This window comes from Paenibacillus sp. EC2-1 (genome assembly GCF_049311625.1).
GTDB lineage: Bacteria > Bacillota > Bacilli > Paenibacillales > Paenibacillaceae > Paenibacillus_AQ.
The window spans coordinates 3,677,659-3,704,236 of record NZ_CP186006.1 but is presented as its reverse complement, the minus strand read 5'-3'; the positions used below and the strand labels follow the sequence as shown (position 1 = coordinate 3,704,236).

Here is a 26,578-nt window from a genome sequence, read left to right as displayed (position 1 = left end):
TATATAGCTAAGGATGATCATGATGAACGTAGAATTGTTATTTGCAGAAACACCTGTATTTGAGACAGAGCGGCTAATACTGAGACAACTAGACTTAAGTGATTTAGATGCGTATTTTGAATTTGCTTCAGATCCTGTTGTATCTTTACATACCCTTTGGGATCGGCATGAGACGATTGTTGATACCGAAAGTTACTTGCAGAGCGTGGTGGATAAACACAAAGCGAGGCAGGCATTCCGCTGGGGGATTATTTATAAGCCGGATCAGAAATTGATCGGTAGAACAGGCTTCATTAGCTGGGATCTAAGACATAGCCATGCAGAGATCGGTTTTGCTATAGGGAGTGAGTACTGGAATAAAGGGATCATAACAGAGGCGACGGAAGAAATCATTCGTTATGGATTTGAGCATTTAGGGTTAAATCGAATCGAGGGAAGATGTAATTATAATAATACCGGATCGGCTCGGGTGATGGAGAAACTCGGAATGAAACTTGAAGGGATTTTACGTGACCAATTAAAGATTAAAGGGACATTTATGAATCAAAAATTGTATTCGATCCTAAAGTGTGATTATGAAACAGATGACAATGAAGCTCCATTCTCATTGCTAGAAGCAGACCAAAGGACATACTCAACATATTTTGCTACATATAGAAAGAATATATGGTTTCGACCAAGCTGGCTGTTTGTTCATAATATGATGTTAGAAGCATGCAATTGTTATTGGGTTATTCAAAATAACCAAAGGATTGCAGGGATTTCCATAGAAGACAATACAATCGGGTCATTGTTCATCATACCGCCGTGCGATACGTTATCCGTAGACTTGGTTTCTTTTCTGAGAGATTATGTTTTGGAGATTTCTACTGATAAAAATAGGGTAGAGGCTTACAACGTTCTTCACGAGCACATGGGTGCGTTCAAAAGCGTAGGTTTTGATCTAGTAAGTACAAGGAAGTGTATGATTCGTCCCACAGAAAAGATTTCAATTTCGGCGTTAAATGAATTCATAAGTGTAAGACCTGAGCCTGAACATCTATCAAAGATGGTCCTCCTGATGGAAGAAGCCTATAGAGGCGGAATGGAGGAAGAAGATTTAGATACATACCGGCGTGACCTTACCTATTATTTTGAACACAATAAACAAGAACACCTAGTAGATGCTTCTACGGTACTCATTCACAGAGAGACTAATGAAATCATCGGGCTATGTCTGGTCTCGCTGTGGGAAGAGATTCCTCTAATTTATGAAATAGCTGTTACGCCTACTTATTGTAATCAAGGAATTGGGAGACATATGTTATGTAAGGCTATTCATCATTTAGAATCGGTTTATGAGGTCATACGATTGTTCGTTACGTCTGGTAATAAGGCGGAGTATTTATACTCGAGTGTGGGGTTTTTGTCAGGGGAAGAGACTTCGCATTTAGTCTACCAAGGAAAAGAAAAGTAAATATGGAGCTATAAATCGGAACAAGCCCCCTTTTAAAAAGGGGGCTGCAGAGGAGTGAAGTCCCCTTCACTCCCAATTCCATACCTCGATAAGGCCCAAGCGAAAATCACGAAATTCTGGTTGTTCTTGCAGCTTTTCAAGCTCTCGTACAGGTCCTGTAACAGTCGCGCCGTATACCTGAACTCCATGTTTCTTCAAATAAGCTAGTCGCTTCTTATCTATATCAACACCGTTATATTTGATATGGGTGGTCATCCATTCCAAATCAGACATCATATACGATACATGCTCTGACATTGCGCCTTTGTCCTCAGGCGTGAAGTACATGGCCGAAGAAGAAAGTTGATTATTCTCGTCGAAGTGATTGAGTGGCCTTAAAGATAAATGAGGAACATAATAATCTGCCTCGCTTTTAGAAAAACTGGTGTTAAATTCTTTGAGTTCCCCTGCATATACGGGTAATTCAGTTACAAATACATCATAGCTTGCGAGCTTTTCCATAAGCTGATCTGGTGACATTAATGTACTCACAGAGAAAGACAATCGGGCTACGTTTCCGTCCGCAATCTTACTTAATTGCTTTAAACTGTGTTCTGGGCGTGGAGTGACTTCCATTGGTTTATTAAACATGATCGTGTAAGGCAAGCTGAACGCTGCCTGCCGCTGTGTATTCAGATAGGTAGGGAGATCTACGATGGAATACGAAAATTGACCTGTTACGGTCCGTTCCGCTCGAATCTCACCAGTAACGACTTGCCATTTGCCAACATCTCGATATAGCTTCAAGGTGGTTTTCTGAGTGATGAATGGTGTAACTTCGACAGTCGGGAATGGTCCTTTATCTACCCTCATACCATCCTCAAGAAGTTCCGCTACAGAAATAACCGACCGTATAAATTTCCCCTTCATCCCTGTAGTATCTAAGTACATATTGATTGCGGCAATGTAGAGTGAATAAACCAAGAACAATAACACAATGGCACCCGAAACGTTTGTAAGCACTCTTACGCCTGTTCTCCATCTTATGTCTGGGGCCCTCTCTTTTAAATCATCTTTCATTCTATGAATCCCCCTTCCGATTGCAGTGTATCTCTGAGCGAACGATTCTCTCAATCTGTGTAACGCATTCTTCTCATCATAGACAACGGTTAGAATAGGAAAATGTTACGGTTTAATTTATGAATATTGGAGAATGACGATAATCAATGTATTATCATGTAATAAATCTCATGTTCGTAAAAACTTGAAAGTAAATTCGAGGCGAAGAGGAGTTGTGGTCATGAAAAGAACACTTATGATAAGTGACATTCACGGTTGTATGAAGCAGTTCGATACATTACTTCAAGAGGTAGGGTATGATTCTTCTAAAGATCAACTTATTTTGCTTGGTGATTATGTGGACCGAGGTCCGCATAGTAAAGAAGTTGTGGATCGAGTGATAGACTTAGTAGAGAATCATCAGGCTATAGCTCTTCGTGGCAATCATGACCAAAGACTTGTCGATCTAATTCAGGTAAATAACGGAGAAATCCAGAAGAAATTCCTTGAACATGGCGGAAGAGAAACACTCGAAAGCTACACTAATGAGGTGTTCCATCCGGATGCATTTGAACATGCTGTGAAACACATTCGTAGCGAGTATGGAAGACATATTGAATTTCTGAAGAAGCTACCTTTCTATTATGAGGATGAAGCACATATTTATGTTCATGCTGGGATTAATCCAAGTTATGTGAACTGGAAAGAACAATCCGATCATGATTTTATGTATATTAAAGGGGAGTTTCATCGTGCCAAGCTAAATATGGAGAAAGTCATTGTATTCGGGCATACAAGGGCTATAGAACTTCATCAGACTTCAGATATTTGGTTTGGCGAGGGCAAGATCGGAATCGATGGTGGCTGTGCATATGGGATGCAGTTGAATGGTCTTATGTATCAAGATGGAGCTTATTCAACACATTACGTGAAGCGTGAATCGTAAGAAGGGATGATCGTGGATGGAGTGTCTAGGTTGTAGGATTGTAAATCAATTAGTACCCGTGAATATGGTGTATGAAAACAGCCATGTCGTGTGTGTGCTAGATATAGCACCATTTAATGATGGACATATATTAATTCTACCCAAAAAGCATTATGTGGATGTTGACGAGATCGATGTGGAGACAATGGCTGCGATTATGAATGCCTCTTCTAGATTGTCTAAGCTATTGAAAAAAGTATTTCGACCGGATGGAATTACAATTTGTCAAAATGGCGGGTTGTTCAATGACCTGACGCATTATCATATGCATGTCATCCCAAGATACATAGGAGATGGATTTAGTTGGTCCGAACCGAAGGAAGAGTTTAAGACGGGGAGAAATTTAACAGAAGTGAAATCGCTATTGGTTGAGCAGTTAGGATGCTAAGTATGTCTACCGACTATAGAAACCTGACAAAAATGTAAGTTTGGTGTAAGTAACGCTTATGGTACGATATGACGCTTTTTAGTATAGTGTTCAAAGATTATCGTATTCATAAGGAGGACTTGAATTTTTGATGAGGCTAACTGCTTTTCAATTAAAGGTTTTTGCAATGATCCTAATGGTTGTGGACCACGTGTACACATACATTCCTGGTATGCCGATGTGGATGCATCATCCCGGACGGATTGTTGCACCTATTTTCTTTTATTTTATAGTAGAAGGTTTTTTCTACACTCGTAGTCGTACTAAATATGCATCTCGTGTATTTATGTGGGCGGCGATCATGTTTGTAGGTTCAACACTCATTCAATATTTATTCCCGAGGGATCTAGCGTTATCTAATAATATCTTCCTGTCTCTTGGTGTTGGTATTCTATTATTATGTGTAATGGATTATATAAAACGCACCAAAAAATATGTAATAGGCATACCAGCTGCCGTTGTTATTGCTGCATTAGGGCTTTTCACAGAAGCTTCTATTATTGGAATAGGTATGGTGCTCATCTTCTACTTCTTTAGAGAGAAAAAAGTTTGGCTCACGATCATCTATCTTTTATTTTCATTAATAGAGGTGCCTTCGTTACTCGCTAGCGGAGAAGTTTTTACGGATATGGGGCTATTCGGGTATAATAATCAGTGGATGATGGTATTTGCATTACCTTTCTTTTGGCTGTACAACGGAGAGCGGGGTTTAAATAACACATTCACAAAATATATGTTTTATATTTTTTATCCAGCGCACTTATGGATTATTTACGTTATTGGATACTTCATGTAATCTAAAAAACAGAATATTCTAACACATACGACCCGGCCTACATTTATGAAGGCTGGGTCTGTTGATTTTAAGACGTTAGAGGAGGTTACACACTTGAATCATGGATTCTCTCATTGTCTGCAAATATTCCCATCACCTGATATTCACAAGACTGCTGAATATTATGGAAGTCTGGGATTTAGAGCTGTCTATTACCTGAACAGTACTGAGCCACATATATGTCTATATCGAGATTCAATTGAAATTGTGTTGACTCAATCCAAGCAAGATAAATACGTACCCAATCGTGAGATTCATGGGTATGGTTATGACGCTTATTTTGTTGCAGTACAGCAGCATGATTTAGAGCAGGAACTCGTTCATTTAGGTGTGAAAATTGTACGTCCCCTATCGACAACAGACTACAATAATAAAGAGTTTGTCTTTGAAGATGTGGATGGTCGTTGGATTGCGGTTGGGAATAAGGACACATAGAGATTGTACATCTTGTAACAACGAAAAAAATGTATAGGAGGGCTTGATCGATGTCTGGTGCGATAACAAGGCTTATTCGTAATGATGAATTACCTAAACTGCTTGAACTGTATAAGCATTTGCATGAGGAAGATCCGGAATTGGAATTTAATTCGCAGCTAGAGCAGCTTTGGAATGATATTTTGGCAGATCGATATATGAAAGTAATGGTAGTTGAGACAAATGGTAAATTGGTAGCATCATGTGTACTTAATATCCTTAAGAATTTGACTCGGAATGCAAGACCTTACGGGCTGATCGAGAACGTAATTACGCACAGGGAACATAGAAAGCAAGGATATGGACATTTGTTAATCCAAAGTGCAATAGAACTAGCACAACAGCAAAATTGTTACAAGATCATGCTACTGACCGGGTCGAAGAAAGAAGAAGTGCATCGTTTTTATGAAACTCTAGGATTCAAGAGGGGGCTTAAGACAGGATATGTGCTCTCATTCGATTAAACACCTTCGATGCGTGAGATTCACAACTAACTCAAGTAAATAAAAAGGAGAATATATAATGAAAGTGGCTTGTCTCGGACCTGAGGGAACTTTCTCAGAAGAAGCAGCGACGCAATACTTTAATCCAGTTGAACTGGAATTAATAATGTACGAAACGATTCCAGATGTGATCGAGGCTATAGGAGAGTCTCATGTAGATAAAGCGATTGTTCCACTCGAGAACACCATTGAAGGAACGATAAATATGACGATTGATTCTATATTATCCTATGATTCGTTATCTATCGAAGGCGAGCTTAAATTGCCGGTTTCTCTTCATCTGCTTGGTAATAGAAATGCAAGTACATCAGATATCAATGAAGTATGGTCGATCTCACCAATACTAACGCAATGTCGTAAATACATAAGACAACATAAGATAAAAAGCCTACAACATGATAGTTCAGCATCGGCTGCTACGTTATTAAAACAAAGTGGACGAATGGACGTGGCAGCGATTGGCTCACAATCCATAGCTAATCTATTGGATCTAGACATCTTGGAGCGTAATATTCAAGATAATCCGGATAATGAAACCCGTTTTATTGTTATCAGTAAGGACAGGCATAGGGATATAGAGACTCATAAGGCGATGTTTGTCATCACGCCAGACCAAGAACAAGCTGGTGTTCTATCCTCTATACTCAATGTGTTTTCTGCGCTTGAAATCAACTTGTCATGGATTGAATCTCGTCCTACAGCAAGGAAACTGGGAACTTATCGATTTTTTCTCGAAGCGAATTCCAAGAGTAGCGAGCAAACGATTGAGAAAGCCACTAAGATCCTAGAGACCCTAGGACATGAAGTGAGGATTATTGGTAGATGGAATTAAAATCGGTATGAGTCATGCTCAAGAAGAACAGCAGGGAGGGATCATCATACATCCTGTGATAATTGAAGATTACAATGAGGATTGGCCGAAGCGGTTTAACGAGATAAAGTCTATTTTGCATCAACCACTAGAGGGATTAATACTGTCGATAGAGCATGTTGGAAGCACGTCCGTCCCAGGTCTTGCAGCCAAGCCAATCATTGACATTGATATTGTGGTTGAATCCATGACACTACTCCCAGATGTAATCCTTAGATTGGATAGATTAGGTTACTATCACGAAGGGAATAGAGGCATAGAGAACAGAGAGGCGTTTGGGAGAAGAGACGATAATGTGCCCTACCATATAAACACTATCGAGAAATTCAATCATCATCTGTATGTTTGCAGCAAAGATAGTGAGGCTTTAATGAATCATCTAACTTTCAGGGACACTCTCCGGCATCGCCCAGACTTGGTAGTTCAGTATGGAGCGTTAAAGAGGGAACTGGCTGAGAAATACAGAAACGATCGTAAAGCTTATACAGAAGGCAAAACGGAATTTGTGCACCGTGTGGTATGCGACCGATAAAGGCTAATCAAGGAGTGATTGGAGCATGATGATCATCGATCTTACTCATACCATACAAGATGGTCTGCCCGTGTTTCCGGGAGATGAAGAGACTACATTGCAGCATTCCAAGGTCTATCATAAGGATCATTATAACAATCATCAGCTAAGCATTAACATGCATGCAGGAACACATATTGATGGTCCTATGCATCTGACGGATTCGAACGTGTATCTCAATCAAATTCCACTCGATTTTTTTATGGGTGATTGATGTCTTCTGGATGTATCCGAACAGTCCGAGGTTATTTACAAAAGAGAATATGAGCAATTAATAAAGCCAAAGCAAATTGTAATTCTGTACACAGGGCACGGTGAGCACTTTGGGGAGTCCATATATTTTAGCGATTATCCTGTAATAACATTAGAATTTGCGGAGTTACTAGCTCGTAAGCAGGTGAAGATGATTGGCCTAGATACACCGTCACCAGATCGATATCCATTTGAAATACATAAATTTCTGTTTCACAATAATATTCTTATTGCTGAAAACTTGGCCAATGTAGAACAGCTGCTGAACAAGAAAACTTTTGAGATTATAGCACTGCCACTCTGCATCCAAGCGGATTCTTCTATTGCCCGGGTAATTGCCCGTGTGGAAGCTTGATTGAAAGATGGAGAGTTACTAGATAAGGAGTTGAAAATATGCCTTGGCCCATGGTTCATTTTGCCGTAGCTGTACATACACAGATGGTTCAACGATCTCCTAGCTTTCTACTGGGCAGTATTGCTCCGGATGCGATCCATGTAAGAGAGCATGTGACAAGAGAAGCTAAAGGTAGTACTCATTTCGTATTTAACAATACGTTGCCAAGCGTGGAAGTGCTAAAGACTAAGTATGTAGAGTATTTAAGGATGCACAGAGAACCAGAATGGGAATTGTTCGTGTTAGGCTACTTTGCGCATATTTATACGGATCTTAGATGGATACAGACGATATATGCTGACTTTGAGTTGAATTAAGAAGGTGAAATGAAGAATATCAGGCGAACATACAATCAAGAGGTTAGTCAACTGGAGTTTGAAATACTGAGATCCAGAGATTGGGCAGATAGGGTCCTGTTTGAGCTGCAGACCGCAAGAGCTTATTCAATAGAGCCATTAGTTACAGAAATTGAAGTAGCTCAATATAGAGATTTGAAATTGGGATGGTTACAGGACGCCGCCAATGAACCACAGATCAACACTCATTATTTTACAGAAGATAGAGTGAACGACTTTATTATTAGAACAGCTAATGAATTGAATGAAAGGTTTCAAGAATGGAACGTACCTGACTTCATGAACAAGAACTTGAATAGCGAATAGTTAAAAAGTATCAGTCTCCCGTATTGGAGAATGATACTTTTTTAGTTGTAAGTTTATAGAATGAATTGTTTTAAGATTCGTTAAGGCGTGAATTCAATTTGATCCACTTAGCGTATTTATCGTTTTTATAAATTCCTGTTGATTGTCAACATCATATTGTTTAGGAAGTAAGTTTAGCATACGATTTACTGAATTTTTTAGGTGAGAAATTTCTGCATCTACTTGATAGCTCTTTATGGAGTAATTAGCTAACAACCGAGAGGTGATTTCATCAATCTCTGCTAGAGCAACCTCAATATATTGAGTATTCAGATTTGTTTCATTTAAAGAATTTCTAAACTCTGCGAACGAATTTATGGAACGTTTTAACCTTTCGTTACCATTAACTAAGGAATTCATAATTTCGTTAGAAGCACTTTGTTGAGCAGCATTCTCAAGATATTTCTCATATATTCCTAGGCTACTTACAAAATTTCTATATGCTCCGGGATCACCCGTTGAATAAGACGTATGGATTTCAATAGACCTATTTACAAATAGAACAATCAGTACAATATTTAAAAAAATGGATAAGAAAACAGTAATCTTTAAAGAAGTGTTCTTCATTATTTCATTCCAATCATTTTGAATTAATCGTATAAACAATTTCTGGCAGCGGATGTTAGATTAACATATCTTGTTATTTGAAGACAATAATGATTAGCAAATTAACTTGCACCAATTTATGGATATCAATTCCGAGACTGACAGCGAAAATGAAATATATATGACATACATCTAACGCTTTTGATCAACAGACGTACTCCTTCCGTGTCCAAAAAAAGTCTGTAAATGCAAAATCGTTGACAGTTATTATTCGCCTCCACTAGTATATAGTCAGCCGCTAATTGAGGCACCATGAGGCGGGCATAAGGAAGTTATTTTCATATAACAACCATTAAGGGAGCGTGAGAGATTGAAGGCAAGAGGATGGTAGAGTTACCAAATTTATGGGAGAGGGAAGATGAATTGATGTATTCATTATTTCGGAAATCGATGATCTTATGTCTGTCCGTACTCATTCCAATTTCCTTGCTTATAGGCAATTCCGAGCGAGCAGAGGCAAGCAGTACCAAATTCGGACAACCTATTGATTTGGGATCGCCGATTCAGCAGATTAGTATTTTTGACAGCACGTATAACAAGGTGAACGGACAGGATTATATGTATACAACAGTAAGCGGCACACCCGCTGTCCTGAACGTAATCAACTTGAGTGATTATGAAGTTGTAGCCACTTTACCACTAGAGGGAAGTGCACAAGCGTGGGTACATAGAGCGGATAAAAATGGAAGCGTTTACGTAGGGTCGACTTCTAACATTTTGTACCGTTATGATAGCTCCACCGGAGTGATTGAAAATCTCGGTACGCCGATTCCCGGTGAAGGTGGTATCTGGTCGATGACGCTTGATGATGAAGGGAATGTCTACGGTGGAACTTTTCCAGGAGGGAAGGTGTTCAAATATGATGCTTCTCTGCAGCAGTTTATTAATTTCGGAAGCGCGGTTGAAGGTCAGCAATATGTAAGGTCCCTGGCGTATCACAACGGATCGATTTATGCAGGAACCGGTTCAACCGGACATTTAATAAAGATGAATCCGGAAACAGCTGATAAAGAGGAAATTCCACTGAAGCTGATTCCTGGCGTTAACGAGTACCCGTTTGTATACAATCTTGATGTAGCCGGAGACTACTTATTCACCCACCTATCGGGCGGCGCGATTAAGCAGCTGCATGTGTATGACCTGGCAAATAAAGAGTGGCTAGATGTGGTTGTGGAAGGATTTGAAGGTGTGAAAGTGTCACCCGAAATGAACGGAAAAGTGTATTTTTTACAGAATAAACAGCTGGTTTCTTTTGACCTTGCCACTCACGAGATTAGAGATACAGGCATTACACAGCAGATGACGATGAAGAACAGCGGTTGGATTGGGACAGACCCTCAAAATATGAAGCTTGCCAGTATTCAGTTCAATGGCATAGTTACGCTAATGCAGCCTGAGCAGGGCATTCGTGAGGAGATGTTTCCAATCGTGGAAGGGCAAAGCGCACCACTGCATGTGCTTGAGAAGGGTCCGGATGGGAATCTGTATATGAGTGCTTATCCGAGTGCGAACGCTGCTAAATACAATCCTGCTACGAAGTTCCGTGAGATGTTTACGATGAATCAAGCGGAGAGTATGGGGGCCTACGGAGATAAACTGTTTATGGGCATTTATCCCGGAGCGCAGATCCATGAGCTCACGCCAGGTCTTCCGATCAAACCGAATGAGAATCCGGCGTATAAATTCAGTATTGGCGAAGATCAGGACCGACCATATGTGTTCGCAGCAGGGGATGATCAAGTATTTTTCGGTACAGTACCTTTATACGGCAAGCTTGGTGGTGCATTGGTAACTTATGAACCTGCTGACGACGCTGCAACCGTTAGCTATTCCGTTTATAGAAACGTGGTTCAAGATCAGAGTATTGTTGGCTTGGCATACCGAGGTGGTAAGGTATACGGATCTACCAGCATCCATGGTGGACTAGGAATACAGCCAACGGCGACGGAGGCTAAGATGTTTGTCTGGGATACGGAAATGAATAGCAAAGTAACCGAGTTCACGCCAAAACTATATTCTGCCAAGAAAAATCCGGTCATGATTAGCGGTTTAAGCTTCGGCCCTGACGGCTTGCTCTGGGCAGCGGCTGATGGCATTCTATTCGCAGTAAATCCAGAGACCCTCGAAGTAGTGAAAGAAGCCGCAGTCTATCCGGAAGTTCAAGATTACGGGATGTGGAATCCCATTCATCTACGATGGGGACAAGATGGACTACTATATACGGATCTCCATGGACAAATAACAGTGCTCAATACTAATACGATGGAAGTCGTATATACCGGGCCTAAAGCGAGTTATATGGTATTGGGGGATGACGGTCACATTTATTATGCAGAGGGAACTCGTCTGAAAATGATTCCGGTCGATAGCAATGGCTCAGTTGATCCAGGCGGGCCAGGCACGCAGCCTTCAAGGGATGTGAACGGTGATGGGAAGGTTGATATCCTTGATGTAATAAAGGTGGCTAAACAGTCAGGTAATTCGGTAACAGAAGACTTGTCCAATCTGGATATGAGTGGGGATGGAATAATTAGTATGCATGATGTCGCGTTAATCGCATTCTCGATGATGGAGAAGTGATAGAAAGTTTGAGGAGAGGATATATCAATGATGATGAAATGGATTGTAATCACCTTGCCTGTGTTAATACTATGTCTCGTCTTGTCCACTGTCGCCCCAACCTCGGTATTTGCTGCAACTAATACAAAAAATGAAAGCGCTATCTCTTTAGGGGCTAACCAACTTTCGGTATCTAAAGGTGATGTAGTAAAAGTCAAAGTTTCAGTCCACCATGTCACTGATCTGTATGGTGTGCAGTTTAAAGTGAAGTTTGACCCATCGAAGCTAACATTGAAGGAAGCCGTGCCGGTGGGTGGATATAGCGATTTTGGCGGGAAGAAAATATCTACCGATCAAGGAGTTATACTGTTGCCGCTACTGCGTGAACAAGTAACTAATCAGTCAGAGGTGGCATTACTCGATGTGGCAGAGTTAAGCTTTGTAGCTCAAGGATCAGGAAATGCAGTTATTGAACTGAAGGAGATCAAGGCTGTATCTACAGAGTCTTTTACAAATGAAGCAGGTTTGAAAGATTTAAAGTCTATTTCACTAATTGATAAAGGTCCGCTGCGTATATCCATCCAGAGTTCAACGATTCCTGAGGTGCCTTCCAATCCAGATACACCAACCTTTCCAACCGCACCTAGTATGCCTGGCACACCTAATATTTCTGTTGGAGATGTAAACAAGTCTCTTCAAGATATTGAACGTTTACTCAATGCTGATCAATGGAAAGAGGCAATATATGCGGTAAACAACCTACTAACGATGAATCTCTCTTCCTTCTCAAGTGAACAAAAGCGAAAATTGGAGGATTCCCTCCATAAGCTGCTTGAAGGTCTTCAAACGAGTATAACCCCTGGAAATTATTCTGGCGGAGTTGCCACAATGAATGATGAATCATTGAAATATGCAGTGAAGTCGTTAACCGATCTTGTGGCCTTGTCCAAGAAGCATGGTCTATCAACGGAAGTAGATAAACTCATCCGCTTCTCGGTTCCAGCACTCTCTGAAAAAGTGACATCACTACAGATGACGCCGGAACAAATATCGCTGTTAGAACAGAACGGAATGACGATTGAGCTGAATTGGACCGAGGGAAAAGTAAAGGTGTACCCAAAATCGCTTCCGAAGCAAGCAGCAGTAAGGTTAAGCCTATCCACCTCTAAAGGTACATCTACATCGAGTCCAAGTGATAACGCACTACAGCAGCTTGTTTCATATGATCTTTCCATTTTGACGATAAACGGGGCTGAGAATGTACCTGTTACCCAAATGCCAGAAGCGATCGGACTTCTCCTTCCATTTAAAGCAGCGGAACATCAGCTTCACAAGCTAGGGGTATATGCGTGGGACGAGCAGTCAGGTATTTGGAAATACATTCGGAACGCGAAGCAGCTGAATGGAATGTTTGAGCTTGATGTGATTAAGCCTGGGACGTATGCCGTTATGGAGTATTCCGTGGATTTTACAGACATTCAGAACTTGTATCAAGAGGCGAAACATGCAATTGAAGCTTTAACAGCAAAGCATCTTATGTTTGGCACAGGTCAGGACAAATTCTCACCTAACCAGGACATCACACGGGCTGAGTTTACATCACTCTTGGTAAGGGCGCTGGATCTTAAGAGTTCAACTCAGACGTTTAACGTATTCTCAGATGTAAAGCCTGGGGCCTGGTACGAAAGAGAAGTTCTCGCAGCTTGGGAAGCTGGAATTGTTAAAGGCAGCGGAGGCAAATTCGAACCTGATGCGAAGCTGACTAGAGAACAGATGGCCGTCATGATGATGAACGCGGTGAGTGCTGCTGGAAAGATGGAAGAAGCTAAAGGTCATAACAAATTCGGTGATGATAGTCAGATCAGTAGCTGGGCCAAGGACTACATTTATGCTGCTGTGGAAAAAGGACTTCTCAAAGGAAATGCATCGAATCACTATCTACCTAAGGCTCATGCTTCCCGCGTGGAAGCAGCAATCATTCTGCTTCGCTGGTTAGACCAACCATAAGGAGGGAGTCTATTGAGACATTGGCGACAAGGAGTTGTATGGTTTAGCGCTTTTATTCTCATGGTGAGTTCAGCGTTTACGTTCATGGAGGTAAGAGAAGTGGATGCCGCAGCTGGATTCCAGATCAAAGAAGTCAAGATTCCAAATGCAGGCTTTGAAGAAGAGGTTACGAATTCAGTTATCCCGGGATGGACCCCGCTATGGAAGCCTTATGAAGATGCATATTACGAGATTACGACAGATCGAGCATATTCAGGTAAGCAAAGTGTGAGGTTTAAAGATACTTCTACTACGAAAGGAGCGATTCTCCAAAGCGCTGCCCTTCCCGTTAAACCAGGGATAGAGTATACCGCCTCTGCCATGATGTATCTTGAGGAACCGACCGTAGCGGCAACACTACTTCTTCGCTTTTATGATGAGAACAACAAGCAGGTTGGTACGGATTCGCTGTTCCATTATCGGACGCCTAAGAATGAGTGGTTCAAGGCTGAGATTAAAGGGCTGGCACCAGCAAACGCGAAATATGCATCGGTATTTGCATCACTGAGTAACTTTTTTACGGCCGTAGCTTATTATGATGACTTCAAATTGACCTACGAACAGAAGGATATGAATGTAACCCTGCAAGCTCCGGCTACAGCGACAAAAGGCACATCCATAACTGTTAAGGTTGGAGTGAGTGATGCTGTTGACCTATATGCAGCTGATCTGAATTTGATTTATGATCCTAACGTTTTAAAGGTAACTGACGTTGTACTCGATCCAGAGTTTGAGCATGATCAGAAAGCATTTCTAACTTGGAAAGCCAAGGATGGAAGGCTTCGAATCATTACTTCGCAGCTCCAGAGTCAAGTTGTGAACGGTAATAAAGGGATCGCAAACGTCACGTTTCAGGTGCTGGATCAGACAGGCAATACTACGCTAACGATCGAACAAGGTTCGATCCTAGCTCCTGCACATGCGCAGACAGATGATGAACTTGTTCATCTACTGAATGATGTCAAAGCTAGAATGACCATTTTGGATAGTATGGAAGACTTGAATCGTGATGGTGTCGTTAATCTAATCGATTTATTGTTAATTGCGAAAAAGTTAGATGAAAAGCCGGCAGGCTCAATTCTACATTATGACTTGAATGGAGATGGATATATCGACGTTACGGATCTTGGTTTAGTGGCTCAAGTCGTATTGAAGAACTAGGATTCATATGCCCGTAGGCTACTACACCACAATATGAGGAGGTATACCATGCATATCAAGATGAAGAAATGGATGATTCTCTCATTTGCGCTCTTAATGATATCTTCCGTCACATTATCCATAACCCAACCCGTAGGCGCAGCTTCAGGAGAGATAGTTCGATTTAAGGGAAAGAGCTTCGGACAACCCGTTGATCTGGGTGTGCCCGTGTCTAGGGCTTCCGTTAGTGATGCTGTCATAGGTAAAGAGGATGGAAAAGATGTATTTTATACAACAGTCAACGGGGACACAGCTATTTTTAATATCGTGGACATTAAGGGTAATAAGTTAATTCGTTCATTTCCATTGACGGGAACACAGCAAAGCTGGAGACACACCATCGCACCAGATGGGACGGTTTATATCGGAGGGATTACAACTTCAGGTCAAAGTAAAGGGGATTTGTGGTCATACTCTCCTGTAACAAAAACAGTTCAGAATCTCGGAGAGCCCATTAAAGGTGAGAAATCAATCTGGACTTTGACGACGGATGAACATGGAAATGTGTATGGAGGTACGTTTCAGAGCGGTAAAGTGTTTAAGTATGATCCCATTAAGAAGAATTACCGGGATTATGGAAGTATGGTTCAAGGTCAGGAATATGTTCGATCTATCGCTTATTATGGGGGATACGTATATGCAGGAATAGGCACCAAGGGGGATGTCGTTCGTCTGGATGTCGAAACGGGACAGAAGCAAGTTATATCTGATGAGGTTCCTGCGATCCTGGGTGTAGATAAAGCTGCGGTTCCTTTTGCATATGACATGGCGATTGTGAATGATCTTTTGGTGGTGAAGTTTAGCGATTCGTTGATGACACTACTATTCTATGATTTGAAGAATGAACAGTGGCTTCCTCATAAAGTAGGGAAAGAAATCGGAGGTGTTACAGGCGCTGGAGTCTTTTCATTTAATCAGTTGGTGACAAGGGATAACAAGTTGTATATACCTGCCAACGGACATGTAACCGAGGTGAATCTGGATAGCTTTGAAGCACGTATGATGGCGATCAAGTATGGCACGTCATTCCGGGGAGCGGGATGGGTGGAATATGATGAAACGTCTGGTCTAGGGACATCTTTTGCTACGATGAAGGGGAATGGTGATTACAGTATTTTTAATGTAGTCGACGAAACGATTGAAAATTTCTCTTCGGTCCTGAAAGGTCAGCCCAACCCGATTCATAACATGGAGAGGGGTGCAGACGGAAAATTATATATGTCCGGTTATCCAGGCGGTGTTGGAGCACAGTTTGATCCCGTGACGCTTCAATACTCAACGTTTAGTTTGGAACAAGCCGAAGGCATGATTGCTTATGGTGATGATATGTACTTTGGTGTGTACCCGGGCGGACATGTGTATAAAGCAGATACGAAGAAATCCGTTTTATCAGCAGAGAAGGTATTTACGATTGGCGAGCATCAAGACCGGCCTTACATTATGAAGACGATGGAAGATAAGATTATGATCGGGACGATTCCGGACTATGGCCAACTCGGCGGAGCGCTTACGATTTATGACCCGACTACGGGGCAGTATGAAGTATTCCGGGATATTGTCAAAAATCAAAGCATAGTAGGTCTCGCTTATAAAGATGGTCTGATCTATGGTTCAACCACGGTTCATGGTGGCTTAGGGATATCTGCATCCGAACGTTCGGCCAAAATGTTCGTGTGGGACGTAGCGAGCAAGAAGAAGATAAAGGAATTTTCGTTAGACATTCCGGGTCTAAGCAACCCGCCAATGATTAGTGGATTAACCGTAGGACCCGATGGCAACATTTGGGGCGGGGTTGATGGGATTCTGTTCAAGCTAAATGCTAAAACCTACGACATTATGGATTATAAAAATATTTATCCAGATATTAAAAGCTACGGCATGTGGCGTCCATACCATTCCTACTGGAGCAAGGATGGTTTGTTGTATATGGACCTTGCTGATCGAATCACGATCATAGATCCTAAAACGCTGGACCATATACGTCTAGTAGAGGATAGTGTAGAAGTGAAATTCATGAACATTGCAGAAGATGCTAATGGACGGGAAAATATCTACTATGCAGATGCATCCAGCATGGGAAATCTCATGATGATCCCCATTACCGATGCTAAGTACGAGGAGGCAGGTCAGTTAAAACTCACTGCACCGACTTCGGTTGCTCCTGGACAAAGCTTTTCATTCATTCTTCAGATGGAACAAGCTTCTGAATTGTATGGATATAAAGCCAAAATTCAGTTTGATCGAGATGTATGGGAAGTTGTTGATGTAGATCTAGGAGATAACTGGAGGGATGGTTACCTAACGTGGTCTATTGAAGACAATCTAATGACGATCGTAGGGACCCAAATGAAAGATAACAGCATTACGGGGAATGCTGATCTCGTCGAGATCACGTTTAAGGCTGTCGGAGCAGAGGGGGATTATGTAATTACGTTATTGAAGGGAGCAGAAACCATCCGTATGGATGGGGATGAAACTGGACATATGGACAAACTTCTGCAGGATAAACCTGTGACGATTACGATTGGCTTACCGAAACTGCCCGAAGATTTCAACGGTGATAACAAGGTCGATGTACTAGATCTCATGATCATCTCCAAACAAGTTGGAGTACCACTTGAGTCCGGGAACCGTCATATGGATTTGAACGGGGATGGAATGATCGATGTGACAGACATGGGGCTTGTCGGACTTAAGATGATGGAATAAGACAATGACTTTACGGTGTGTGCCGAGTATTTGACGGTGCGCACTTTTTTTTATTTGCTATAGTCCTGATTGAATCAATCATTACATAAACAACGATTTGCGATAACACGCTGTTAACACAAGGGTATTAGAGTTAACATTACTGATGATTCATAATACAGCGGAGGTGCCGTAAAATGCTATCAAAAAAGAAGACAATCATGGTTTTGGCGCTCAGTTTATCCATCTTCTCACAGGGGCTGGATGTGCATGCAAAAGAAAATGTAAAGCCGAACGAAGCTGGAAAATGGTTAACTGGAGAGTATCATGCTCATACCTATCAATCCGACGATGCACAGCAATCACTTCAAGAACTGATGTACAACGGATTTAAAAAGTATGATATGGATTGGATCGCAGTCTCCGATCATTTGAGAATGTCATCAAAGGACGATGAGGGGAACACGATTACTGGGGGGCCCATTTCATTCTCAAAGGGGCTGGCTGAGTTTCAATTTCCTAAACTAAAAGAACTGGAGCAATCCGCTACATATAAGAACAAAATTATGTTCGCAGGGTTTGAATGGGATATGCCTACATATGAGCACGTCGGAGTTGGTATTATCGGGGATAAGGCAGGTTCATCCAAAAGCCTGAAGGCAGTAGAGCAGTTTGAATACTTGTTTACCGATCGTGACATGACAATGTTCAATCCACTGGATGTTGCTAAATGGAATGATACAGATCAAAGAACGTATTCCACGAAGGAAGATGCTCGGAAGGCACTAGCCTGGCTCCAGAGAAATTATAAAAACTCGAGTTACGCACTGTTGAATCACCCATCTAGAAAACAAGTGTACACCATCTCTGATATTCGTGACTTCAACAATATTGCACCGAACGTGGTATTCGGTATGGAAGGTATGCCAGGAAATCAAATGGAGCCTGATCGGGGTGGATTGAATCTCGATTCAGCTGAGAATCGGACCTATGGTGGGGCAGACTACATGATCGCAAAAGTTGGCGGCGTGTGGGATGCGTTGCTTGGGGAAGGCCGCCGCTTCTGGAATTTCGCCAATTCGGATTCTCATTTCGAAATTAGTGATAACCGTCTGTACTCAAGCGGGTATTGGCCAGGACAATATTCCAAGAACTATACATGGGTAAAGGGTAACGATATGCAAGCGGTACTAGATGGTATGCGTTCAGGCAAATCGTTCTCTGTGTTTGGAGATCTTGTAAATAAGCTAGACTTCCAGGTCCATCATGGTAAAGATATCGAAGATATGGGCGGAGAGCTTCAATTGAAAAAAGGGAAGCCCATTGAATTAACAATCCGATTTAAAAGCCCTAAGAAGAATAACAATGGGGATGCGGTTCAGGTCAATCATATTGACTTGATCGCGGGTGATGTAACGGATAAAGCGAAACCAGGTACAGCTGCGTACAGCAAAGACACGAATGATTCGACCAAAGTGATTAAGCGTTTCACGAGCAAGGATTGGAAGACCGATAAGGACGGTTACAACGTTATCAAATATAGAATGAAGGTTACTAAAGACCAGTACTTCCGTCTAAGAGGTACAAACCTTGGTGTTAATGTTGAAGGTGAAACAAGAAATGGGAATCCGCTTATGGATGTGAAGACGGATATTGAAGACAACGAAACCCGTTTCGCGGAAATTAACAAACGCAATTATAATGATCTTTGGTTCTACTCGAACCCTATTTTTGTTAAGGTGACTCCGGATAAAAAGAGTAACTAATACTGTATATATGCACTAGGAAAGAGAGACCTTCCATTATGGACGGGTCTCTTTTATTTTCACAGAGGTAATGTCAATTCCTCTAGAGACCATGATATTATAGGGAAGATGGTGATTTAATAGGAAAGTTTTAGAATGTATGCCATTCCGGGAGGAAATAGGATGTCTGAGGAACAGAATCATAGGAAAAGAGTGCTGGAGGCTGTTACTGATAGACAGTTAAGCTCTGTAATGAGCAATACAAAATGGAGGGAACTGCAGGATGCCGTCATGGAGACCTTGCCATTTCCACCGCCCTACCAAGCCAAATACGTACTAGAGGATAGACTGTATCCGGCGGACTTTGAAAGTGATGTCTGGTATTGGGGAGACTGGATGGAAGGATTATTACCTTATTATAATGTAGAGTGGATCAGGGTGAGACCTCGTTATCAGAAGCATAGAGGGAATCTAATTGATCCAGAACTTGTTGATTGTACAGAGGATTTCATAACGATCTTGCACAAGTACAATATCCCTTACCAAAAACAAAATGATTCGATTTACATCTATGGATATATCTCCAGTACAAATATATTGAATGCATGAGGTGCAAACATAATGGTATATATCGCCTTATTACGAGGAATTAACGTAGGTGGCAAGAACAAGATCAAGATGGCAGAGTTGAAGAAAATGCTTGAAGCTCTTGGTTTTAGTCAAGTACAGACCTATATTCAGAGTGGAAATGTAATGTTTAAATTGGAAGAGAAGGAAGCCGTATTACAAAGGAAGATTGAGGTTGGGATCGAAGAGACATTTGGTTTTCCGGTGAGTGTAATGATGAGAACAGCTGAAGAGTTGAGAAGAATTGTTGTGAATAATCCTTTTTCCGAAGAAGAAATCGCAGAGGCTGAAGCTAGATCGGATAAAGAATGCATGTATGTAGCCATGCTCCAAGATGAACCTATACTCGGAGGGGTGGAACGTTTAGCCACTTACCAAAGTGATCATGACAGGTATCATATCGAAGGAAAAGAAGTATATCTATTATTTGATATGAGCGTAAGAGACTCCAAGCTTGCGAACAATCTTCACAGATTAGGAGTTCCCGTGACAGTTCGAAATTGGAAGACCATGAATAAGCTGATATCTTTAGTTGATGCAATGGGTGAATAAGATAGTAGCGATGAGGAAGTGTCCGTAAGAAGGATCATCTGACATGAACAAAAACGGGAGTCCCCCAAGATCCTTGGATCTTGGGGGACTCCCGTTACTTCGTTTGAATCAAAGCTATACTTCGTTCCAGATACGGTTGACATTATCAAAGGCAATCTTCGTACCCTTCGTGCATTCTTCCATGCCCTCATACTCAATGGACATGTAGCCGTCATAACCGGATTCTTTCACGATGCGCAGAATTTCATACATGTCGAGGTCGCCTTGGCCAGCGATCGCTCCGCGAAGGAAGTTGCCGCTCGCACTAGTGAACCAACCTTCACCTGGATTACGGTAGGAAGGACGAACATAGAAATCCTTAATGTGAACCATGGATGCGTACTTCAAGTTACTCTTCACAGCTGCAACTGGATTCTCATCAACACATAAGAAGTTACCAACATCCAGCGTTGTTTTAAAGTTTGGACGATCTACGGCATGAATCAGCGTTTGAACACGGTCACTCGCTTGAACATAATATCCGTGATTCTCCACACTGGTGGTGATATCATACTGCTTCGCATGGTCGGCAATTCGTCTGCAAGCAAGAGCTACTTTCTCGACATCAGCATTAAAATTAGCAATAGATGTATCTGGTCTTGAAGCAACGTCATGACGCATGAGCTTGGCACCCAGACGATGAACACGATCCACTTCGCTAATAACGCGAGCGATTTCAGCTTCATACTGCTCTTCCGTCTCGGTGATGAAGTTAGCGCCGATCGCGTAGTTAGAAATATCGATCCCTACGGATTTTGCCTTGTCTACGATCTTATCTTCGAGCTCAGGATTGGCGTTGAAGTCGAAACCAAGATTCGGTACGATTTCAATATGCTTACCACCAATCTCAGCTACCCACTCAATGACTTCCTCGATAGACATTCTGCCAGCATTCATCGCTTGAAATAAACTATATGAACTAATTCCTAATTTCAATATGATCGCTCCCTTCAGATGTTCATTCACTTAGCCACGGTAAGTTTTAATGAATTCAACGGCTTTACGGATATCATTCTCAGGATTGCTGCCCACTTCTCTTTCAATGGTTAAATATCCGTTATACCCGATTTCCTGAAGTGCTGCGAAATAGGCTGGGAAGTCTACTTTACCTTCACCAAGTGGTACTTCTTCAAATGCGGCGCCAGAGGATGCCATTTCAGCAATCTTCTCATGATCCATAGCACCGTATCCAAGATATCCGTATACGTCTCTTGGATCGACAGGACGAAGACGCTTACCGTCTTTCACATGCGTGTGTACCAGATAATCCTTCAGCAATTTAACACCCTCTACAGGATCATCTCCTGTAACCATAACCATGTTCGCTGGATCGAAGTTGACCGAAACTCCGTTCGTGCTCAGCGTGTCGAGGAAGCTCTTCAAATGTGCAGCAGGTTCTGGACCTGTCTCGATCGCGAAGTAAGCATTCATGCTCTTGGCGTACACTCCAAGATCGTCACATGCACGCTGCATCGCTTCGTAGATTCTTCCGTTCTTATCGTCTGGAACGATACCAATGTGGGTTGTCACCACATTACTACCTAGTTCTACAGCAAGATCGAGGATACGTTTAGACTTTTCAACTTTCTCTGGGTTAGCTTCAGCATCTTGGAAGCCATGTCCAGCCAAATCTCCGCAAAGAGCGGAAATTTCAAGGCCTAATCCATCAATATAGTTGCGAAGCTCTTTACGCTTGGCAGGGGAAAGGGCAGCTGGGTCCATCTCACCAGATACGGCATAGATTTGTACACCGTCTGCTCCGACTTCCTTCGCTTTCTTGAGGCCTTCCATAACCCCAACTCCAAAGCTGTCTACAATTACACCAATCTTATTCGTTAAATTCATAGCGGCATTAGCCTCCTTATCATTTTAAATATGTGATTATTACTCCGTGATCAAAAGTCGCCTAGAAGCGAATTTCGATGCCTTCTTCAGCGGACTTATATACCGCGTTCAAAATTTTAATCATTTCTACACCGTCTTCAACTGGGCTGTTCGTTTCAATCTTGCCGAGACAGCTGTCGACAAAGTGAGTGATTTCGTTATTGAAAGCACCTTGGAAATCAAATCCCGGTGTTGTGAGCTGTGGGCTGACATTAATGATCGTGTTGTGACGCTCTGTAGAGATGGACAGTACAGGCTCAATTTCAGCGCCGCCTTTGTCTCCATAAATATTAATGGTTCCGGAATCTTGTTTCGCATGAAGTGTGAAGCTGACATCAACCATCAGCGATGCACCGTTCTCAAAACGGATGAGCACGTTCGCCATATCTTCAACTGTATTCACGTTATCAGCTGCATTGTAATCAGCTGCTTTATAGAAATCGTAGTTCTCGATATGTGAGCGGTTGCCAAGCTTGTTGTATGTATTACCACTCACGGATTTCACCTTCGGTTTACCCATCAGATACCAGCAGAGATCGATAACATGAACACCGATATCAATTAATGGTCCGCCACCGGAACGCTCTTTATCAGAGAACCATCCACCTGGATTACCAAGACGACGGATCAGGCTAGCTTTGGCAAAATAAATATCACCGAGATCACCAGCATCAATAAACTTCTTCAATACAGCAATGTTAGAAGCATGTCGGCGAACATAACCAACTTGAAGGAACTTACCTGATTCACGTACGGCTTGTTCTACTTGAAGGGCTTCATCTACCGTTTTACATAGCGGTTTTTCGCACAGTACGTTTTTACCTGCACGAAGCGCAGCGATACTGATCTCAGCGTGGGTGTTGTTCCATGTGCAGACACTAACAGCCTGAACTTCCGGATTCGCTAACAATTCATGATAGTCGGTATATACATTCGATGCGTTGTATTTTTCAGCCTTTGCACGAGCTCTGTCTTCAACTAGATCACAGACTGCAACAATCTCTACATCGGGATTAATGTGATAAGCATGGAAATGGGATTCGGAGATCGAGCCGCAGCCGATCACACCAACTTTGATTTTGCTCATGATTACGCTTACATCCTCTCGGTATCTACGTCTTTTTTTACTGTTTCTGACAGGATATACAAAACGCAGATATGTTATATTTATTCAAGCAAGTTTAATTTATCATAGTTGTTTTAAAGGGAGAATGTGCAGGATGACAAAATACATGGATTATATGATCAGTTCTCACCCTATTAGAATTTATAATCCAAGGATGGATTCCAGCAAGCAGAAGATCAAGTCACTAGCGGTTGTTAATGCAGGTCATTTACCTGGAAGAACTATGCAGCGAGTGGATGCTAAATTCCACGATTGGGCGTTTGTTATGATCACAGGCGGGAGTGGATATTATCAGGTTGACGGTGGAGAAATACAAAGGGTAGAAGCTGGGAGCTGGTTTTGTCTTTTTCCAGGTTCTTCCTTTAACTATGGTCCTTATTCGGAAGGATATTGGGATGAATATTATTTTACCGTGGAGGGGTACCGGGTGGAGGAGTGGGTTAGGCACTGGCTTATGAACCCGGAACTCATCAAAAGCGCCGCCTTTGACGACTCCCTTTTTCATCGCATGGAAATGATGTTCATGCTTATTGATAGTGGCGTGCCAAGTAATATGGACCGTGCCGCTTTAATGTTGGAATCCTTCCTATATGATCTGGTGTCGCAATCGGATCGTACCGAAATGAATAATCGAGAGAGCTTTGTCCTAAAAGTAATTGATGATTTATCCAAGTCACTGGATAAGAATTATGAACCCTCCGAAATGGCTGCAAGGCATCATATTTCGGTATCGACGCTTAGAAGGATCGTTCACGAGTATACGGGGTATCCCTTGAATGAGTTTTTACACAGACTCAAGGTTGCCGAAGCGAAGAATATTTTGCTGAATACAGAACTTACCGTAAAAGAGGTGGGCGAAGCACTTGGTTACAAAGATTCATTCTACTTCTCACGTGTATTTAAGCGGATTACTGGCATGTCACCTCGAACTTACCGTGATCGTGTTGGACAATAAGTGAGTATTCATCTTGCTAATTATAGGTGATGATCTATTATATTAGGGGTTGTAAGGTCTACTAGTATTGATTAAGTTACTGGTATAGTCGGACAGACGGAGGTATCAATCGAGATGAAAATGTTGTTTCAAGGATTGACTGAGGATTTAACCCGCGGTACTGCTGAACTAGCTGATATGCTAGGTATTCAGATTCAAGCAGGAGGTATTACTGTTGAAGTAGTTCAAGGTGAGGGCCCGCTTACCGTAACAAGAAATGGAGATAGTGGAAGGATCCACTACCAGAATAAAATTCATTTTTACCGTGCCCTGGGATTGTTCGTAGAACAGGCCAAGGAGAGCGAGACATTTGAAATATCGGAGCAACCGAGATTTGATTTTAATGGTACGATGCTGGACGTGTCCCGTAATGGTGTCATGAAGGTAGAGACCATTAAGCAGTTTATTCGTTACATGGCTGTCATGGGCATGAACGGTTTAATGATGTATACAGAGGATACCTATGAAATCGAGGATCTACCCTATTTTGGATATATGAGAGGGCGTTACACCAAGGAAGAGCTTCGTGAATGTGATGATTATGCAGATGTGTTCGGAATCGAGATGATTGCTTGCATTCAGACACTTGGCCATCTTCATCAAGCACTGAAATGGAATTATGCTGGAGCAATCAAAGATCATAACGACATCCTGCTCGCTGGAGAGCCGAAGACTTACGAATTTATTGAGCAGATGATTCGTACCGCTGCAGAGACTTTCCGTTCGAAGCGGATTCATATTGGTATGGATGAAGCATTCCAGGTGGGTCTGGGGAATTATTTGAGAAAGCATGGTTTCCGTGACCGCTTTGAAATTATGAATGAACATGTGAGCAAAGTGCTCGACATTACGAATAAATATGAGCTTCGTCCGATGATCTGGAGTGATATGTATTTCAACCTACTCTCCAATGACTATCAAGGTCATCTATACAACGTCAATGCTAATTTCTCGGAAGAGAACATGGACAAGATTCCTGATGGCGTCCAGTTTGTATATTGGGATTATGGTAAAGGTGATGAGCAGGGCTATGAGAAAATATATGACATGCACATGAAGTTCGGCTCCATGCCGATTTTTGCTGGTGGTATTCATATGTGGAACTCCATTGCTCCAAACTACGGTAAGACATGGACGACGAGTCATCCTGCACTACGAGCTGCGAAGAAAAAAGGACTACGGGAAGTTCTGGCCACAGCTTGGGGTGACAATGGAAATGAAACGAATCATCTCGTAATCTTGGCTGGTCTTCAGCTGTTCGCGGAACACGGCTATGGAGATGAGGTTGACGATGCTCGTCTTGCTAAACGTCTGAAAGCTTGTACAGGACTTGACCTGTTCGAACCATTGGTTTCACTGAAATATATGGACGAAGTTCCTGGTGTAGATGAAGGAAATCACTGGATGGCGAATACTTCGAAGTTTCTATTGTGGCAGGACTTGTTGTTAGGACTGTTCGATGGGCATATTGAACCAGAGACAGAATCAATGCTTGGAGACTATTACGACAAGATGGAGCAGAAATGGTATGAAGTTAAAGGACAGATGCCCGCTCCTTTCAATGCACTGTTTGAAACTTATGAGAAACTGGCTAGCGTTTTGTCTGTGAAAGGGACCCTTGGTGTTCGCATCAAGCGGAGTTATGATGCGGGTGCGATGGAGGAATTGAAAGCGATCGCTACTACCGAACTGCCCGAGCTGATTCGTCGTGTAGAAGAATTGAGACTATCTCATCGTAAAGTATGGATGCTTACATATAAAGCATTCGGCTGGGAAGTACTCGATATTCGTTATGGTGGACTGAAAGCTCGTATTCAATCCGCAGGTGACCGTTTGCTCGATTATATCCATGGAGATATAGAAGCACTTGAAGAGTTGGAAGAGGCGCGCCTGATCTATGATCAGACGGGTACACCAACAGCTCCGCTGAATGTTAATGCATCGTATCAAAGTATTGTTACAGCGAACGCTCTCACTTAGGAAGACATGAACGCAAGTGTTTTAT

24 protein-coding genes and 1 pseudogene are annotated in these 26,578 nt (G+C 42.1%); 20 read left to right on the top strand and 5 right to left on the bottom strand.

What is annotated here, in order from left to right; all coding sequences use genetic code 11:
- Positions 1-19: 19 nt before the first annotated feature.
- Complete coding sequence (locus ACK8P5_RS17365) at positions 20-1,456, top strand: GNAT family N-acetyltransferase (protein ID WP_422657517.1); 1,437 nt, start codon at positions 20-22, stop codon at positions 1,454-1,456.
- Positions 1,457-1,522: 66 nt separating this feature from the next.
- On the opposite strand, the gene ACK8P5_RS17360 is transcribed toward ACK8P5_RS17365, so the two are convergent.
- Positions 1,523-2,515 carry an anti sigma factor C-terminal domain-containing protein gene (locus ACK8P5_RS17360; protein WP_422657516.1) on the bottom strand — a complete coding sequence of 331 codons (993 nt, stop codon included), beginning with the start codon at positions 2,513-2,515 and terminating at the stop codon, positions 1,523-1,525.
- A gap of 220 nt (positions 2,516-2,735) precedes the next feature.
- On the opposite strand from ACK8P5_RS17360, the gene ACK8P5_RS17355 reads away from it, so the two are divergent.
- From ACK8P5_RS17355 to ACK8P5_RS17310, 10 genes and pseudogenes are all read left to right on the top strand, one after another.
- A complete protein-coding gene (locus ACK8P5_RS17355) occupies positions 2,736-3,440 on the top strand; it encodes a metallophosphoesterase family protein (protein ID WP_422657515.1) in 705 nt (234 codons plus the stop codon).
- A gap of 16 nt (positions 3,441-3,456) precedes the next feature.
- On the top strand, positions 3,457-3,867 hold the full coding sequence (locus ACK8P5_RS17350) for an HIT family protein (protein WP_422657514.1): 411 nt from the start codon (positions 3,457-3,459) through the stop codon (positions 3,865-3,867).
- Between the two features lie 130 nt (positions 3,868-3,997).
- Positions 3,998-4,702, top strand: a complete 705-nt coding sequence (locus tag ACK8P5_RS17345) for a TraX family protein (protein WP_422661503.1) — start codon at positions 3,998-4,000, stop codon at positions 4,700-4,702.
- Between the two features lie 93 nt (positions 4,703-4,795).
- Complete coding sequence (locus ACK8P5_RS17340) at positions 4,796-5,176, top strand: VOC family protein (protein WP_422657513.1); 381 nt, start codon at positions 4,796-4,798, stop codon at positions 5,174-5,176.
- A gap of 50 nt (positions 5,177-5,226) precedes the next feature.
- Positions 5,227-5,679, top strand: a complete 453-nt coding sequence (locus ACK8P5_RS17335; RefSeq protein ID WP_422657512.1) for a GNAT family N-acetyltransferase — start codon at positions 5,227-5,229, stop codon at positions 5,677-5,679.
- Between the two features lie 58 nt (positions 5,680-5,737).
- Positions 5,738-6,550 (top strand): prephenate dehydratase, encoded by an 813-nt coding sequence (pheA, locus tag ACK8P5_RS17330; protein ID WP_422657511.1) that lies wholly within the window; start codon positions 5,738-5,740, stop codon positions 6,548-6,550.
- A gap of 7 nt (positions 6,551-6,557) precedes the next feature.
- Positions 6,558-7,121 carry a GrpB family protein gene (locus ACK8P5_RS17325; RefSeq protein WP_422657510.1) on the top strand — a complete coding sequence of 188 codons (564 nt, stop codon included), beginning with the start codon at positions 6,558-6,560 and terminating at the stop codon, positions 7,119-7,121.
- Between the two features lie 25 nt (positions 7,122-7,146).
- Positions 7,147-7,767 (top strand): annotated as a pseudogene (locus ACK8P5_RS17320) (cyclase family protein).
- Positions 7,768-7,805: 38 nt separating this feature from the next.
- On the top strand, positions 7,806-8,123 hold the full coding sequence (locus ACK8P5_RS17315) for a hypothetical protein (RefSeq protein ID WP_422657509.1): 318 nt from the start codon (positions 7,806-7,808) through the stop codon (positions 8,121-8,123).
- A gap of 9 nt (positions 8,124-8,132) precedes the next feature.
- The gene (locus ACK8P5_RS17310; protein ID WP_422657508.1) at positions 8,133-8,468 is read left to right on the top strand and encodes a hypothetical protein; all 336 of its coding nucleotides are present in this window, start codon (positions 8,133-8,135) and stop codon (positions 8,466-8,468) included.
- A gap of 93 nt (positions 8,469-8,561) precedes the next feature.
- Here the strand turns inward: ACK8P5_RS17310 and ACK8P5_RS17305 are convergent, their stop codons facing one another.
- On the bottom strand, positions 8,562-9,074 hold the full coding sequence (locus tag ACK8P5_RS17305) for a hypothetical protein (RefSeq protein WP_422657507.1): 513 nt from the start codon (positions 9,072-9,074) through the stop codon (positions 8,562-8,564).
- A 405-nt stretch (positions 9,075-9,479) separates the two neighbouring features.
- On the opposite strand from ACK8P5_RS17305, the gene ACK8P5_RS17300 reads away from it, so the two are divergent.
- From ACK8P5_RS17300 to ACK8P5_RS17270, 7 genes are all read left to right on the top strand, one after another.
- The gene (locus ACK8P5_RS17300) at positions 9,480-11,693 is read left to right on the top strand and encodes a dockerin type I domain-containing protein (RefSeq protein ID WP_422657506.1); all 2,214 of its coding nucleotides are present in this window, start codon (positions 9,480-9,482) and stop codon (positions 11,691-11,693) included.
- A gap of 27 nt (positions 11,694-11,720) precedes the next feature.
- Positions 11,721-13,679: an S-layer homology domain-containing protein gene (locus tag ACK8P5_RS17295; RefSeq protein WP_422657505.1), complete on the top strand. Its 1,959-nt coding sequence runs from the start codon at positions 11,721-11,723 to the stop codon at positions 13,677-13,679.
- A 12-nt stretch (positions 13,680-13,691) separates the two neighbouring features.
- Complete coding sequence (locus ACK8P5_RS17290; RefSeq protein WP_422657504.1) at positions 13,692-14,879, top strand: cohesin domain-containing protein; 1,188 nt, start codon at positions 13,692-13,694, stop codon at positions 14,877-14,879.
- A gap of 48 nt (positions 14,880-14,927) precedes the next feature.
- Entirely contained in the window at positions 14,928-17,627 is a 2,700-nt protein-coding gene (locus ACK8P5_RS17285; protein ID WP_422657503.1) for a cohesin domain-containing protein, read from the top strand.
- Between the two features lie 176 nt (positions 17,628-17,803).
- Positions 17,804-19,372 (top strand): S-layer protein, encoded by a 1,569-nt coding sequence (locus ACK8P5_RS17280; protein ID WP_422657502.1) that lies wholly within the window; start codon positions 17,804-17,806, stop codon positions 19,370-19,372.
- A gap of 162 nt (positions 19,373-19,534) precedes the next feature.
- Positions 19,535-19,960 carry a DUF6678 family protein gene (locus tag ACK8P5_RS17275; RefSeq protein WP_422657501.1) on the top strand — a complete coding sequence of 142 codons (426 nt, stop codon included), beginning with the start codon at positions 19,535-19,537 and terminating at the stop codon, positions 19,958-19,960.
- 12 nt (positions 19,961-19,972) lie between these two features.
- The gene (locus tag ACK8P5_RS17270) at positions 19,973-20,530 is read left to right on the top strand and encodes a DUF1697 domain-containing protein (protein WP_422657500.1); all 558 of its coding nucleotides are present in this window, start codon (positions 19,973-19,975) and stop codon (positions 20,528-20,530) included.
- Positions 20,531-20,644: 114 nt separating this feature from the next.
- Here the strand turns inward: ACK8P5_RS17270 and ACK8P5_RS17265 are convergent, their stop codons facing one another.
- From ACK8P5_RS17265 to ACK8P5_RS17255, 3 genes are all read right to left on the bottom strand, one after another.
- On the bottom strand, positions 20,645-21,505 hold the full coding sequence (locus tag ACK8P5_RS17265; RefSeq protein WP_422657499.1) for a sugar phosphate isomerase/epimerase family protein: 861 nt from the start codon (positions 21,503-21,505) through the stop codon (positions 20,645-20,647).
- A 30-nt stretch (positions 21,506-21,535) separates the two neighbouring features.
- Entirely contained in the window at positions 21,536-22,414 is an 879-nt protein-coding gene (locus ACK8P5_RS17260) for a sugar phosphate isomerase/epimerase family protein (RefSeq protein WP_422657498.1), read from the bottom strand.
- A gap of 61 nt (positions 22,415-22,475) precedes the next feature.
- The gene (locus ACK8P5_RS17255; protein WP_422657497.1) at positions 22,476-23,540 is read right to left on the bottom strand and encodes a Gfo/Idh/MocA family protein; all 1,065 of its coding nucleotides are present in this window, start codon (positions 23,538-23,540) and stop codon (positions 22,476-22,478) included.
- A 133-nt stretch (positions 23,541-23,673) separates the two neighbouring features.
- Here ACK8P5_RS17255 and ACK8P5_RS17250 point away from each other — a divergent pair, with 133 nt between their 5' ends.
- Together ACK8P5_RS17250 and ACK8P5_RS17245 are read left to right on the top strand one after the other, a co-directional pair.
- Positions 23,674-24,534, top strand: coding sequence for a helix-turn-helix domain-containing protein (locus ACK8P5_RS17250; protein WP_422657496.1), 861 nt, complete (start codon positions 23,674-23,676; stop codon positions 24,532-24,534).
- A gap of 114 nt (positions 24,535-24,648) precedes the next feature.
- Entirely contained in the window at positions 24,649-26,553 is a 1,905-nt protein-coding gene (locus ACK8P5_RS17245) for a beta-N-acetylhexosaminidase (RefSeq protein ID WP_422657495.1), read from the top strand.
- The last annotated feature ends 25 nt before the right edge of the window (positions 26,554-26,578 follow it).